General features: G+C 39.5%; 18 protein-coding genes. 6 read left to right on the top strand and 12 right to left on the bottom strand.

The window, feature by feature from the left end:
- Positions 1-59: 59 nt before the first annotated feature.
- Both CSV74_RS02830 and CSV74_RS02825 read left to right on the top strand, forming a co-directional pair.
- The gene (locus tag CSV74_RS02830) at positions 60-1,211 is read left to right on the top strand and encodes an IscS subfamily cysteine desulfurase (RefSeq protein WP_099690489.1); all 1,152 of its coding nucleotides are present in this window, start codon (positions 60-62) and stop codon (positions 1,209-1,211) included.
- 16 nt (positions 1,212-1,227) lie between these two features.
- A complete protein-coding gene (locus CSV74_RS02825; RefSeq protein WP_099669089.1) occupies positions 1,228-1,767 on the top strand; it encodes a transcription repressor NadR in 540 nt (179 codons plus the stop codon).
- Between the two features lie 13 nt (positions 1,768-1,780).
- Here CSV74_RS02825 and CSV74_RS02820 read toward each other — a convergent pair whose 3' ends face one another.
- Together CSV74_RS02820 and CSV74_RS02815 are read right to left on the bottom strand one after the other, a co-directional pair.
- Complete coding sequence (locus CSV74_RS02820; protein ID WP_099690488.1) at positions 1,781-2,473, bottom strand: LrgB family protein; 693 nt, start codon at positions 2,471-2,473, stop codon at positions 1,781-1,783.
- Entirely contained in the window at positions 2,470-2,847 is a 378-nt protein-coding gene (locus tag CSV74_RS02815) for a CidA/LrgA family protein (RefSeq protein WP_099690487.1), read from the bottom strand. Before CSV74_RS02815 ends, CSV74_RS02820 begins: the two co-directional genes overlap by 4 nt.
- A gap of 246 nt (positions 2,848-3,093) precedes the next feature.
- Between CSV74_RS02815 and CSV74_RS02810 the strand changes: the two genes are divergently transcribed.
- The gene (locus CSV74_RS02810; RefSeq protein ID WP_099669086.1) at positions 3,094-3,306 is read left to right on the top strand and encodes a cold-shock protein; all 213 of its coding nucleotides are present in this window, start codon (positions 3,094-3,096) and stop codon (positions 3,304-3,306) included.
- Positions 3,307-3,382: 76 nt separating this feature from the next.
- Here CSV74_RS02810 and CSV74_RS02805 read toward each other — a convergent pair whose 3' ends face one another.
- Complete coding sequence (locus CSV74_RS02805) at positions 3,383-3,580, bottom strand: zinc-finger domain-containing protein (RefSeq protein ID WP_029054626.1); 198 nt, start codon at positions 3,578-3,580, stop codon at positions 3,383-3,385.
- Positions 3,581-3,689: 109 nt separating this feature from the next.
- On the opposite strand from CSV74_RS02805, the gene CSV74_RS02800 reads away from it, so the two are divergent.
- Positions 3,690-4,091 (top strand): reverse transcriptase-like protein, encoded by a 402-nt coding sequence (locus CSV74_RS02800; protein WP_099690486.1) that lies wholly within the window; start codon positions 3,690-3,692, stop codon positions 4,089-4,091.
- Positions 4,092-4,245: 154 nt separating this feature from the next.
- Here the strand turns inward: CSV74_RS02800 and CSV74_RS02795 are convergent, their stop codons facing one another.
- Entirely contained in the window at positions 4,246-4,425 is a 180-nt protein-coding gene (locus tag CSV74_RS02795) for a hypothetical protein (RefSeq protein ID WP_143560732.1), read from the bottom strand.
- 502 nt (positions 4,426-4,927) lie between these two features.
- On the opposite strand from CSV74_RS02795, the gene CSV74_RS02790 reads away from it, so the two are divergent.
- Together CSV74_RS02790 and CSV74_RS02785 are read left to right on the top strand one after the other, a co-directional pair.
- Positions 4,928-5,446: an RNA polymerase sigma factor gene (locus CSV74_RS02790; protein ID WP_099690484.1), complete on the top strand. Its 519-nt coding sequence runs from the start codon at positions 4,928-4,930 to the stop codon at positions 5,444-5,446.
- Complete coding sequence (locus CSV74_RS02785) at positions 5,419-6,330, top strand: sigma factor regulator N-terminal domain-containing protein (protein WP_099690483.1); 912 nt, start codon at positions 5,419-5,421, stop codon at positions 6,328-6,330. The genes CSV74_RS02790 and CSV74_RS02785 overlap by 28 nt, the downstream gene beginning before the upstream one ends.
- A 213-nt stretch (positions 6,331-6,543) precedes the next feature.
- Here the strand turns inward: CSV74_RS02785 and CSV74_RS02780 are convergent, their stop codons facing one another.
- The 8 genes from CSV74_RS02780 to CSV74_RS02740 form a co-directional block, all read right to left on the bottom strand.
- Positions 6,544-6,741 carry a hypothetical protein gene (locus CSV74_RS02780; RefSeq protein WP_099690482.1) on the bottom strand — a complete coding sequence of 66 codons (198 nt, stop codon included), beginning with the start codon at positions 6,739-6,741 and terminating at the stop codon, positions 6,544-6,546.
- Positions 6,742-6,835: 94 nt separating this feature from the next.
- Positions 6,836-7,288, bottom strand: coding sequence for a hypothetical protein (locus tag CSV74_RS02775; RefSeq protein ID WP_158231734.1), 453 nt, complete (start codon positions 7,286-7,288; stop codon positions 6,836-6,838).
- A 541-nt stretch (positions 7,289-7,829) separates the two neighbouring features.
- On the bottom strand, positions 7,830-8,246 hold the full coding sequence (locus CSV74_RS02765) for an ABC transporter permease (RefSeq protein WP_099690480.1): 417 nt from the start codon (positions 8,244-8,246) through the stop codon (positions 7,830-7,832).
- A 128-nt stretch (positions 8,247-8,374) separates the two neighbouring features.
- Positions 8,375-8,938: a DUF6434 domain-containing protein gene (locus CSV74_RS02760; RefSeq protein WP_099690479.1), complete on the bottom strand. Its 564-nt coding sequence runs from the start codon at positions 8,936-8,938 to the stop codon at positions 8,375-8,377.
- 87 nt (positions 8,939-9,025) lie between these two features.
- The gene (locus CSV74_RS02755) at positions 9,026-9,220 is read right to left on the bottom strand and encodes a hypothetical protein (protein ID WP_099690478.1); all 195 of its coding nucleotides are present in this window, start codon (positions 9,218-9,220) and stop codon (positions 9,026-9,028) included.
- A 192-nt stretch (positions 9,221-9,412) separates the two neighbouring features.
- Positions 9,413-10,012: a metallophosphoesterase family protein gene (locus CSV74_RS02750; protein WP_099690477.1), complete on the bottom strand. Its 600-nt coding sequence runs from the start codon at positions 10,010-10,012 to the stop codon at positions 9,413-9,415.
- Positions 10,013-10,018: 6 nt separating this feature from the next.
- Positions 10,019-10,843: a sulfurtransferase gene (locus CSV74_RS02745; protein WP_099690476.1), complete on the bottom strand. Its 825-nt coding sequence runs from the start codon at positions 10,841-10,843 to the stop codon at positions 10,019-10,021.
- A complete protein-coding gene (locus CSV74_RS02740; RefSeq protein WP_099690475.1) occupies positions 10,840-14,433 on the bottom strand; it encodes a dynamin family protein in 3,594 nt (1,197 codons plus the stop codon). Before CSV74_RS02740 ends, CSV74_RS02745 begins: the two co-directional genes overlap by 4 nt.
- Positions 14,434-14,519 lie beyond the last annotated feature (86 nt).

Here is a 14,519-nt window from a genome sequence, read left to right as displayed (position 1 = left end):
TACATATATACAGGTATATGACAAGATGAATATAATATTTATTGCAGGAGGTCATTCATTTGCATTACTTTGATTACGCTGCCACGACGCCTCTTCGTGAAGAAGCCGCCTCAGTTTATGTGACGGTCTCACAACAACAGTTTGGCAACACGACGAGTCTACATGACACTGGAGGGGCTGCACAAAATTTATTGGCCCATAGCAGACAACACCTATCTGCACTTCTTGGTGTGCGTTCTGAAGGGGTATACTTCACTTCAGGCGGTACGGAAAGTAACACGCTCGCATTATTATCTTTGGCTGAGTCAGCAAAGAATAAAGGACAGCATATTATTCTGTCTGCAGCGGAACACCCTTCCCTTCATTCAGCTGCAGCGTATCTCGAAAGACAAGGCTTCCTTATTACGCTAATCCCTTTTACAACGGAAGGCATCATCGATTTACAAGCACTTGAAGATGCCATTACGGAACAAACGACTGTCGTCTCGGTGCAACACTGCAATCCGGAAATCGGTACAATTCAACCAATCCGATCCATATCGGAATTAGTAAAACCGAAAGGAATTTATTTGCATAGCGACTGTGTACAATCATTCGGTAAATTATCCGTGCGTGACATCTCTCCTCATGTAGACAGCTTGTCGGTATCTAGCCATAAAGTGCACGGCCCAAAAGGCGTTGGGGCAGTCTATATTGATCCACGTATTCGCGCAGTACCACTATTTCCAGGGGCTACACAAGAGAAAGGATTTAGAGGCGGAACGGTGAATGTACCTGGAATTGCTGCATTCGTTACGGCAGCTGAACTGGTAAATCATAATGAAGCAAAGTATCGTGCATTGCGCGCTCTCTTCATGCATATACTCTCTGCACGTCCAGAAGCATTCACTTTCTATACTAGTCCCCGGCCATCTGAACAACTTCCGCAAATTATCGGACTATGCGCCAAACACTCAGAAGGACAGCTCATTATGTTAGAATTAAATAGAAGAGGATTTGCGGTGTCGACAGGCAGTGCTTGTCAAGTCGGTCAGCAACAGTCATCTATGACGATGAGCGCGATGAATATACCCGCCCACTTGGCGAAAGGATTTGTTCGGATTTCATTTGGCGAGACATCGACTAGTGAAAACGTCACCCAATTAGCAAAAGCGTTGCTCGAAGTGGCGGTATTAGCACATACTGCACAAACCCCGATAGACATTTTATAGATAGCAGGTGAGAGTTTTGCGTAAAAAAGCAAAAGTGGCAGGAGAACAGCGCCGTGATTTAATTCTCCAGACATTGAAAGAAGCAAATCATCCCGTAACGGGTGCAGTACTAGGTGATTTGACAAAAGTCAGCAGACAAGTAATCGTCAGTGATATTAATTTATTGAAGGCAAAAAATGAACCTATCATGGCGACAAATCAAGGATACTTATATACACAGTCAACTAAAAAAGTAAAAGACGTGGAAAAAATTATTGTCTGCAAACATACACCTAATCAAACGGAAGAAGAGTTGCATATTTTAGTCGACCACGGTGTAACCGTGAGAGATGTCCGTGTAGAACATCCTGTGTATGGCGATGTGCGTGCATCCATCATGGTATCGAACCGGCAAGAAGTGAAGACATTCATTGAACAGATTCAACAGGCACAAGCTCCTTATCTATTGAATTTGGACGAGAGTGGCATTCATTTACACGCTATTTCCGCTCCACGAGCAGAACAACTACATGATGCAGAAGAAGCATTAAAAAAAGCGGGATTCCTAATTGAATAGGAATTCCGCTTTTCTATGGAAATAACCATATACCGAATAAAGGACCTGCAAGTGCGCCGATAATGGCTGATAATGTCATGGCAACCGAGCTCATGGAAGCCGTTTGTTCTCCATATTCTAGTGCTTTAGAAGTTCCGATTGCATGCGCACCGACCCCGAGACCGATGCCTTGACCAATCGCTGTATCAATTTTGAACCAGCGATTGATCCAAGGTCCCATAAGGATTCCAGCGAGTCCGGCGATTATGACCAATACCGTCGCTAGCGAAGGAATGCCACCGAGTTCTTCTGCTATTTGCATTGCGATTGGTGACGTAATGGATTTCGGTAAAATACTCGCTAGAAGTTCGGTTGAAAACCCAACGAATCTTGCTGCTAGGACACCTGTCAACATCCCGACAATTCCTCCTACAACGACTCCACCGAAAATCGGCAACAAATTTTTCTTGATGAGATCCCTCTGCTTATATAGCGGGATACAAAGTGAGACAATGGCAGGGCCAAGCAATGCATCGATCCATTTGCCTCCTACCATATACGTTTCATATGACGCATTAAATAACGATAATACGATAATAACTACGATAGTCGTTGTCAGAATAGGGACTAGAAAAGGGGAACGTAACCTGACGTAGACGGCGTTCATCACAAAATAAAGAATGACTGTTAACACTATCATTGTCAGGGCAAGCACTACTGTATTCATGAAAGAGTCCCCTCCTCTTTCACATGACGCTTGGCAATAGATTGGCTGACAAGACTTGCGACGACCATCGTGATCAATGTACTGCCGATTGTGATCAAGATCAGTAGACTTCCTTTGCCGGAAAAAACATGGCCATAATCCATCACACCAACCGTAGCCGGAATTAGATAAAGCGGCAAAGTCGAAAGAAATACATACGCGCCTTTTTCCACCCAGCGAAGTGGAATGACTTGGATCGATAACAGTCCCCATAACACGAGCAAACCGATAATGCTTCCTGGCAACGGAATGGATAGTTTCGCCCGTAAAAACTCTCCTGCTAGAAATAGTATGTATAAAAATCCTACTTGCAAAAGTGTAATGATAATTTTCACTCTAACACTTCCTTACCTAATTCTTATATGTAGATAAAAATGAATACTTCTTCATTATAGGGAATAGTCAGACAAAAACCAATACTTTCCTTATTATCACTGAATGGTAATCAGAATATTCTTCCTAGCGTTGACACTTTTATCCTACTCATGTATAGTGTAAGAAGCCGTATTGGGCAAGTTGTCAATAATAGGCTTGTACGTTACGCGTGGAGTTGGATTTCTAATTGCCGAGGAGGAATTATTATGCACCAAGGTAAAGTGAAGTGGTTCAGCAGTGACAAAGGATATGGATTTATCGAAGCGGATGACGGGGAAGACATTTTTGTACATTTCACCGGAATTACTACCGATGGATTCAAGACACTGGCTGAAGGTCAAACAGTTTCTTTTGAAGTAATTGAAGGAAATCGTGGTCCACAGGCGGCTAACGTATCGACTCTTGAGGATGAAGTGTAACCTCATCTCAGCGCAACAGCTGAGTTTCTAACATAAACAAAGCATCCACGCAGTTGCGGGATGCTTTTTTCATTATTTATTTGGAGGCCGTACTGATCTTGTTGATTTCTCTTCCAAGGAATTGCAGCTGGTCTCCTACAGTACAGTCGGATATACAAAATTGGTGAGCGCCTGTTTTGCCTCGTTCGTTTGTTAGTTGTTTTTTGACGTAACAACCTTCACAATATATATCGAGCAATTGATTAATTTCTTTCATAACAACTACTTTATCCATTAGAAAAGAACTCCCACCTTTCTTCCTTCTATTGTAAGTTGGCTGACGGGATGTTGCAAGTGTTTCTAAGTTTTTTACAATTGATTACCAGATTGGAGCGAAAAATTTCATGTTAGAAGTGTACATAGACGGTGCTAGCGCAGGTAATCCGGGGTTGAGCGGAATTGGTGTGTATATTAAAGGAGAAGGTCAGGATGTGCGGATTAGTGAGCCAATTGAGCCAACGAATAATCACCACGCGGAGTTTCAAGCGCTTGTAAGAGGTCTTGAGGAGGCGTCTAAACTCACAACAGGTATGGTGTCTGTAAGGTCGGATTCGACGGTGGTCGTGCAATCGATGGAAAAGGAATTTGTGAAGAACGAGCAGTATGCACCTCATTTGAAAGAAGCATTGCGACTCGCGGCGACGTTTGATTTTTTCTTTATTAAGTGGATTGCGGACAGTACAAACAAGACGGCAGATACGCTTGCACGGCAGGCAATATTGATGCAGAAGAAGCAAAAGGAATAAAATGAGTGAAATGTTTTGTTGTCATTTGAGAAACCGTCATTAAAAGAGTGTACTCCTACCGCTTTATTTTTATTCGCAAAGGGCGTTCTTCATGAAGTCTCATGGTATTCAAGTCATTATTCATTGATCACATACTTTTGAGAAACGACAATGGTTATTCGACTAATTTGTTATTTTTATTTTTCTGCCATGTTATGAAAACAAGTAATTCTCCTATTAATAACCCTATCGATACTACTGTAATACCCGTTTTATAGTCTGGGCTTTCCATCGTGAGCCCAGCAATTAAAAATCCAATGAGAAGTTCTACTATCACGAATATGTAACTTTTCATTCTCCCCTTGAGGTATTTCATCATAGTAATCTGCCTTTCATAATTGAATTCACTTGGTCGATTGAAGCGTAAATATAGAAGAGAAATGCATTAGTAAGTTAAATATTGTTTGAAACCGTTGATCTGCGTTGCAGCCTGATGCGCGTCTTATGGGTGGGCGGTGAACCACACCCCTACTGCAAAGATCCGCTCCTAACGCTGCGATCAACTAAGCGACTACATAAACCTTGTGCCACAATCGCACCCGATTGTTGAAAAACGAATTAAACCTTAATACTAAATATACATGACATTTATTATACGGTTTATCGCAACTAATATTATAATAGTTTAGAATTATTATAAAATATCTCATGTAGAATAAATAATTGTACGGATACTAACCATATGGTCGATGCGACAAATTCAATCCTCTGAATATTTATACAGCTTTTTTAAAAATAAAATTTATCTTGTCTACTTTTTCAACATCCCAATCGTTGTATTAATGAGGGGGGAAAATATGAATCAAAAAGACGCGTTCACCTCCTATCTAATTCAAGTTGGAGAGGAAGTGTTTCTATTTTTACGCTCTAAAGGGGCATCAAAGGAAGATGCAGAAGACATTATTCAAAATACATTTTATAAAATTTACTCGATGTTAAGTGACTTGGACGAAAAAAATATTCGCTCGTGGTTTTACCGAGTTGCCCTTAATGAGTTTATTGATTTAAAGCGAAAAAAATTTCAACATAACGTGCCGCTTTCCGATGAAATTCAAGCAAAACTAACAAGTGGGAATTCGGATTTTGAACAGCTTTTCAATCAAGATGAAATTATGTCTTTGTTGAAAAATGTAAAAGCGGAGTATCGGGAAATTTTTGTATTGAAATATTATTACGATTTATCGTACGAGGAAATCGCCCAATTGCTTCATTTGCAAGTAGATAATGTAAAGAAAAAATTATACAGGGCAAGAAAAACAATTCAGACGGAATCTGGAGGGATCATGGCATGGATTCATCGATTCAAAAAGCATTAAAAAAAGCGAAAATAAAACATTGGGTTACTATTACTATTATTTCGATAGCAGTTTGCGTCGTTTTACTTTTTGCTTTCAATAGATTCGGGAATTATTTATCCGCTCAAAACACCATGCAATTACACGAAGTGCTATTTTTACAACACAGTATATCTCAACCAAATGTGGGTATTGATTCTCAGGTAACAGCTAATTCTTCAATGTTTGGCGGCAATATTATTACAAATCGTTCAAAAAATATAGATGGTTATCTAATCCCTTGGAGTACATTAACGAGTTCTTATTCTTGGTTTGGTGCTTCTATTGACCATAATGAACTAATTCCTGGCTTTCACTCAAGTGGGAATAATAATTACGAATACGATAAACAAACGAAACAAAAAGTGGCAACATTTTATCATCCGGCTATTAAAGAATATTACGATGGGGTTCAAAATCAACTCGAAGATGTTGTTCAATTGAAAAATCATGTAGCTGAAGTAGCAATCTCATTTAAAGAACCTTTAACAATGGAACAAGTACGTGAAAACATACCTCAAAATTTAAACATAGCATGGCTTTATATGACGTCGGAAATTACCGATGAAGCTCTAGGCCCTTCAGGTTTACCCGTTTATGGTTATGTAGATTCTGAGCTTTCAAAGGAATCCTTCGACATGTTTATTGAAAATCTTAAAAAATATGATGAAAGAGGATCAATGGAAGAAATCAAAAAATATATTGAAGAGAATGAAAACAAACCATTTAACGAGGTTACTATACTGGGTGTTATGCTAACAGGCCGAACAGAAAGCTTTAATGAATTACTAGGGAAAGACTTTATTCGAGGAGCATCTGTAGGAGTAACTGCACCAATTGTTCCGTATATCCAACCAACAAAATAATATCTTGATGTATGTAGCAAATACAAATAGAAATACAAGCTTTTGTTTTAAATGTCTCTCAATCTATACAATAATAGTGCCAACCAAAACAAGGTTTGGCACTATACTCGTTCTAATGATAGACATAATCTGCTTATTCAATAATCTGGCCCGATTGCTTAAAATACTGTATTGCCAATATTTGTTTAAGCTAATATCTGGTAATTTCCAAAATTACCCTTCCTTTGATTTCCACTTTGTGTAAAGCACATAAATAGCGTTCCCAATCGTTAAAATTATTGCTGCGGTTAAAAGACCAAGCATTAGATATTTATTATAATCAAATATCAAGAACAAAATAGTTGCCACAACAAATGCTCCCCAACCTCCTATAGCAAAACGCCACGGATGTTCTTTATTATTAAAAGACATAATAAGTTATCCCCTTTCTTGTTCTGCATAATAGCCCTATTACTGAAAACGGGTGCAATTTTTCTTCATGAAACGCCCCCGATTGAAGAGGTTTTTATTCACCTGAAAATATTTCTTTAGAAAGTCCGTTGTCTTCACCATATTCAAACTTGCCGATTTTCCCCTTTTCCTTAGTAGAGAACAGAACAACTCCTGATACATCCGCTGTCTTTTCTTTCTCCCCATCTTTTAAATAACCGACAGTTGCAGTGAAGGTATATCTGTTGGAATCCTTTTCAGTTTGTTTAACGACTGTGTCTTTTAAATTTAATTTGTAACGAGAAAATTCTGCCGCAGTCGGATAAATTAGCCCTGACGTTTGAAAAAATGGGACTAGATAGTCTTCTGTAAAATAATCTCCATATACTTCTGTGACGTACTTATCGAACTCCTCATTGATTTGCTTACCATCTACGACCTTTGCGTAATCAAGGTTTTGAAGCAAATCCATAATCTTTTTGTCAGGACCGTTGAACTGAAGCATTAGGACTTTTTCGACAATACCCACATTTGGATCACCAGCCTCGGTATGTGAACAGGCAGCGAAGAGTACCCCAGTAAGTAGCAACATACAACTAACGAATGACACTTTGAACACTTTTACATTTTTATTTGACGTGACATTTCCCTCCCTTTGTTTTATTTAAGCAATTCGTTTCTATAAAGATTTATTTATCATTACAAATCATCTTCTCTTACTCATCAATTTAGCCCGTTTGAAGGTCAACCCTAATTCATTAATTGCGCTCGTTTGCAATTTATTATATTTAAGTAGATTTATTTCTTTTTGAATTAAATATGATACTGGCTATACCTACACCAGTAACAGGAAGAATTATTAATAAAGTGCTTAATATATGGGCTTGTATGTAATTATTGAGGAGCAGAAAACTTAAAAATGCTACTACAAAGTAAACTGGTATAAATTTTTTTGACCACAAAACGGAATTTTCCACTCTGATCATTCCCTTCTTCGGCCCTTTAAGGGCACAATCCTTATTACAGAATTGCACCCGATAGTAAAAGATGGCTCCTTAAAAAACGCTCTATTATCTTATTGAAGAGTTGAATTTCTTTCCAAATATAGAATTGCCGATGATATAAGATATTGTAATGATGATAGCACTAACACTTGGATAACCTATATAAACTGCCAATCTCGTATGTTCAACTAAACTAAATTCCCCCCATTCAAGCCATAAACGCCAACCCATTCCAAGCCCGTTTAAAATTATACAAATCGTAAAAATAAACCATATTCTTTCTTTAAATAAGCCAACAAATATGTTAGCCGCAATGAAATACATTAGTAATGTCAAAACCACAAAAAACAAGCTAAACCCTTTCAGTCCTGGAATTACAAAAGTAAATGATATTCCCGAAAAAAAGAGAATGTTTAAAGTGGCGAATATCAGAAATGTATTTCGTGATTTTCCTACCCTTTCATAGAACTGTTCTGCCAACAAGGGCTTCCCTCCAATGCCTTCATTTCTATTTTCTGTAGTGAACAATATGTTTGTAGTCTATTTAACAATCGCACCCGTTTCTGGAGTAGTACTTCTTTGTAATAATGAGAAATGGCATGCGAAAATATTTATCTTTTATACTTATTGCTCCCAGGTAATGCTTTAATAATATTCCAAGCTTCAATTGCATCTTCTCTTTTTTTATTCTTATTGTTTGGATCCTCAAAATAATCCCTTGTAAATTGATTGTATTCAAATTGTGAACCTAGTTGTCTTTTATATGATGGGTCTTTTTTTCTTTCTTCTTCTTCGTACCATGCTTCAATAACATCCCGATATGTTTTCCCTACATTTCCCTTAAGATAATTTTGAATATGTGTAGAGAAATGAAATTTTGGAATTACTGATTTAAAGAAAGCCCTAACTGCCTGACTACAACGATGGTTTTCTGTAATAACCGTATCTAAACATAACTCTTCCAGTTTTGTTTCTTGCGAGGAAGAACTTCTCTGCCTTATTGACTTTTGTATTTCCCCTGTTTCAAGAAATATAGCAATTCTGTCTGTAATCTCAACTTTAGATCCAGATGCACTCATTCCATGTTCTCTGCAAAAAGTTTGTAATTCCTCTTTTAACCAATAAAAGTCTCGAAACGCATCTGCTTTTAATTCTTTTTCTAATTTTGGTCTCACTTTATAACTTACCCCTATTTATTATTCTATTTTACAAACTGGCCCGTTTCTGGATCAATTCAACTCCCACAACTGCACCTATTTGCTTTATTCATTCTTCATTGTCGCAATATCGTTTTGTATTTCAAAAATCAAAAACTCCTCATCTTCTTCAACCACTACTTTTTCATATTTAATCTCTTTGTCAATTATCATTTCAAAGTAGTTCGTTTTGTTATTCAATTCGAAAACTGGACATTGATCAAATCTAACATCCCCGGTAAAAATTGCTCTTATTTTCATTAGACCTTCCTCCTCACGGTTTATATAACAAAATGGCGCACGTATTAAACGTCAAAAACTCTTTAAACTTTAACACCAGTATACCAAAGTTATCCAAATATATTTCAAAAATAAAAAGCACCGCAAAATGCGATGCTTCACTTGTGATTTTACTATTCTCTACTCAACTAAACGAGTCAGACATAAACCCATTTAGCCTTGTAACACTTTCATAAAGCTAACGTTTTGTTTTTCAGAGTCATATAACACCCATTCCCTAGAGCCCACAACAGCTCCCACGTTGACAACAGTTCGTGAACCCCTCACTGACATCTTCTCGTTCCAGTTAATGGCTACAAGTTTTCCATCGCTCATAAAGCTAGATCGGTGGGTATGTCCGTGAAACACTAGGGGCGCTTCTGGTAAATGCTCAGCAAGCCACGCCTCTGCTTCGTTATGCGGCCATTGGTGACCATGGATGACAACTGCCTGATCTATCTTCAAAGTCTCGGGTAAGTCGTTCAAGAAGTTCCGAATAGGTTCCCTCTGCTTTGTCAGCAACAGAATTCGCTCTTCCTGATTCCCGTAAATGGACGGAAAAGTGAATAGCTCATCGACGCCATCCGGATGTTTGATCACTTCTTCGACAGTAGGATAAATTTGTCCATGAAGGTCTTTTTTGCTGACCGTGCATTCGTATAAATCGCCTGTCCCGATGAGAGTTGCTTCGGGTGCTTTATCGGCAATTTTTGCCAGTACAGCTTGCAAATCTTCTTTCGATGAATGAATATCTCCGAGTAATGCGTATTGCATCGTGTTTCAACCCCTTATTGCGGTTTCGATCGGTGCGTCGTCTTTGGAAATCCAGTCGCTGAAACTGCCGACATATAGTTTTACATTTGGATAGTCCAGTTCTTTCAGTGCTGCGAATAAAGGGGAAGCCGTTACGCCACTGCCACAGTAGACGATGACATCATCTTTAGGTGACACAACTTGTTGTAATTGTTCTTTCGCTTGCTGCACATCATACTGTCCGCCTTGCTTCAATTGTTCCCAATCAAAGTTTCGCGCTGTCGGTATATGGCCCGCTTTATGGTAGAGCGGTTCTTTTTCTCCGCGATAACGAACTTCAGAACGTGCGTCGACAAGCTGTGACGCTCGATTGCCCGCCACCACTTCTTCGACTTCGCTTCTGCTTGCATATAGATGCTCTTGCCACTGCGGTTCCACCGTTGAGCGTACAGGTGTAACCGAGTCGCTTGTTATGTCAACGATTTCGCGTAATTCCGCATATCCTTCTGTTACGACGTGCACATTCGTAAACCCTCCGTACTGCAACATCCACCAAGCACGTGTTGCGAAAGGACTTCCCCCGTCGTCATAAACCAAAATCGTATCTGTACGTTCCAGTCCACTTTTACGAAACAGTTCAGTCAGTTGTTCAGTAGAAGGCAACGGATGACGTCCACCTTCTAAAGATGTGCCAGATAGATCTTCTGCTAAATCCCAATGAACCGCGCCTTTTACGTGTTCTTTTTGATAATCAAGTTTGCCACGCTCTTCATCTTGCAATGAAAAGCGCGCATCGATCCATTTCGCATGACTTGTCTCTATATCGTGAATAGATACGAATACTTGCGTCATTGAACCAACTCCTCTTGACGGATTTTTTCATACGTTTTCTGCCATTGTTCCAGCTGTTCCGAACCATCAAGCAATGTACGCTCCGATTCGATTTGTACTAGACTTTCCTGTAACAAATGAACGCGTAGCGCTTCTGCTTCATCGTCAATCCATAAGTCTGCCCACTTCTCAATACGTTCTTTCTGATCGCCAAGATAGCTGGACGCGTCTTTTTTCAATGTTTCTTCTAGCTTCGCTTTCAAAATATCGCGGTCACCGCGCTCAAAGAACGACTTTTGATTTTTGAACGATTTATTGACTGCGCTGTATTTCAAAGGATCTTCATATGGTGTGTCAAATGACAGCATATCTTTGTCGTTCGGCTCATAAGGAGAAGGCACGATTGACTGGTCCATATCAGATAATGAACGAACTTCCATACGTTGACGTTCTAGCAATTGTTTCTTCATGTACTGAAGAATACGCAAATTCGTTACTTTCAATTCCTGCGTTAAGTCAAAGCCTACCATATTGACCGTTTCAGACAATGCGATTTTCAATGCTTTATCCGATGAATTTTTCGCGAATGTCGACGGACTATATCCTTCTTTAAAGAAATCACCGAAACGCAAGAAGACACGTTGTAAAATATAGTAGACGAGTTCACTCAATTCATCTTGAGTGGATTTCACTAAGATCTCACTTGCGCTCTTTTCAAAACGCTCTTTAATAGCCTTTTCAGCAGTCGCGAGCTCTTCCAATCTCTCCGCTTTACGTGAGCGGTTCTGGATCGTTCTGTCGATCAATGATGCTAGACGATCGATTGTTTTCGTAGTTTCTTCTTCTAGCGCCTGCACGACTTGTGCACGCAGATCATGCTCGAGGAATGAATAGAATTTCTCTTCAAAGTCGACCATCAATGGATTCGGTTGTTGTGTTAACTTCCCTTCCAATGCTTCAAGACTTGAAATGCCGTGCACCCGTGGATTACGGATTCCGAACTTCTGTAACTCACCCGCAACGAAGCCTTTTACTTCTTCGCCTTCTTCTTCATTCGAAGCCAAGTCGATCGCATTGACGATAAAGAACATTTTATCGAGTTCGAATGCATCTTTTACACGGCCCAACTGAATAAGGAATTCACGATCTGCACGTGCGAATGCGTGATTATAATACGTAACGAAAAGAATCGCATCGGCATTACGGATATATTCAAATGCTACGTCGGTGTGACGCGCGTTGATGGAATCCGCTCCTGGTGTATCCACTAATGTGATACCGTGGCGAGTTAACGGACAGTCATAGAAGAAGTCGATCGAGTCGACGAAACAGCTGCGCTCCTCTTGTGCAACGAATTTCGTAAACTCTTCACGCTCTACCGTCAACGTCGTACCGAGTGCAGGCGTATACAATGGATACCCTCTCTGGAATGCGCTGATGAACGACTTATGGATGTGCAAGTTCTCGTCTTCAAGTGGTTGTTTCATTGCAACATCCGTTTTATTGAAGGCATCTTCAAGTGAAGAAATATCGATACCGAGTGCACCGAATGACAACGCTACGTCTTCTGTCATCGTGGCTACATCCTTCAAGTGGATATCTGCAGTATTATGCACGTGTGTTTCACTTACTGGACGAATTCGGTTGATGGCAGCCGTGGTTGGATTCGGTGAAACAGGCAATACCTTTTCACCGATTAACGCGTTAGAGAATGAAGATTTCCCCGCACTGAATGCGCCAAACAATGCAACTGTGAATTCTTGTCCTTTTAAGCGATCTGCTTTTGTCATCAAATACGATGCCGTTTCTGCAAATCCAGGAATAGATCCGACTGATTCGGCGATATGCTGTGCATGAACAATCGCTTTTTCTGAATCGACAATTTGACGTTCCTCTTCCACTACTTCTTCTACTTCTTCGGTAGTCGTTTCTTGCTCTTCTACTTTCGCTACATAATCAATTGTTTCGATTTTCTTAGGTTGTTCCCATTCGCTCACGAGTTGGTCGCGCCCCATACGTGTCGGCGCAGACGGATTGTCGATTTCTTTATCGACCCATTCCATACGATCTTGCCACTTATTCATTTCCTTCAGTGCATCTACTTTTTCTTGCAACACCGCAATGGTTTCAACAAGAGGTCCTGATTGCTCGCCGCCGGATTTTTTCGCGATGACAGACATATCTTGTTTCCATTTATCCGTTTTACGCTTATATACTAAATGAATAGCACGCTTCATTTGCTCTGCGTAATTCAAAATGGTTTCACCGGTGATCACTTCTTGAACATGCAGTTGCTCATCCACTTCGTCAAACGGTAGTGTCAGGTCCATATTATCAATCTTAAGTGAACGCTCATCGGTTAAAATTCCTGCTTGTTTCAATGAACTTTTCATCAAAGACTTCATATAAATCTCGATTTGCGTGTGAGCCAGACCTGAAATATTATCATCTAACTTTTGACGACGTTTCTCGCGCTCTTCTGCCGTCTTCTTCGCACCAAATAGTAATCCGACTTTAAATTTCGGTGACTTAGCTTCCAAATGATCTTTCAGTAATTCTCTCGTTTCAAACGGTGCAAGGCCCGCGTTCGACAATAATTCATTGCGTTCTTTCTCGAAATTCACATAGAATTCGTCACCTGAGACTAGTTCTAGACGTTTTTTCGCATCCTTCAAATCTTGATTCAACTCTTCAAACTGATCCCACTCCGATTCGCTAAGAATTTCCGAATGGTTCTCCTTCAAGTCATCTACTTGCTGCTGAAGATATTTCATATGCTCATCTTTTAATTTCAATAAAGATTGCTCAATATTTTGTTCAAAGTTCTCTTCGCGGTGTTCAATCGAACCATCAACGATCGCCTTGACCTTTTCAAAATCATTATGCGGGTGATCCAGTTGTTTCAATGATGTGTAGAAAATACCTTTCGGCTCTACCCCCCATAACTTGAACGAATCTTCAACCGACTTTTTGAACTCATTGAATGATAATTCACTGTCACGATGCTTATCGATCTGGTTGATAATTAAATAAACGTTGCTATTATAACGCATCAATTCTTTTGTGAAACGGAAATTCATTTCAGATTGAACATGGTTATAATCCATCGTATAGAATACAAGATCCGCTAAGTGCAATGAAGACTCGGTAGATAATCTATGTGCATCATCTGTAGAGTCGACGCCAGGTGTATCCATTACCGTAATTCCTTCTGGTAAATTGGATTCAGTATGACCAATTTCAACTAATGAAACTTCAGCCCCGTCCTTACTGTACGCTTTCACGCCTTCAGAGAAACCATGGCCGCTAAATTTCACTGCACTCCCATCGACACGATGGATAATGGCATAATCCTCATCCGCTTTATGCACCTTCACAATATTTGCACTTGTCGGAATAGGACTAGATGGTAAAAGGTCGTCTCCTGTTAATGCATTGATTGTCGAAGATTTTCCTGCCGAAAAGTGTCCAGCAAAAGCAATTGTATATTCTTTGTCAATTATTTTATTAGCAAGTAATGTCGTCTTTGCTTTGCGTTCATCATCTTCATTATTTGAAAAAATTTGTCCATATGTAGCTGATTGCTGTAAATACTCATGATTTGTAGACATAATCGTCGTCCTTTCAATTTAAACTCATCTCATCATACCATTAAAGCGTGAAAAAATAGATAGTTACTTTATAAGTTTTACTTTTA

The organism is Sporosarcina sp. P19 (assembly GCF_002743165.1).
In the GTDB taxonomy this organism is placed as follows: Bacteria; Bacillota; Bacilli; order Bacillales_A; family Planococcaceae; genus Sporosarcina; species Sporosarcina ureae.
The sequence above is the reverse complement of the archived record's forward strand: the minus strand, read 5'-3'. Positions and strand labels throughout refer to the sequence as shown.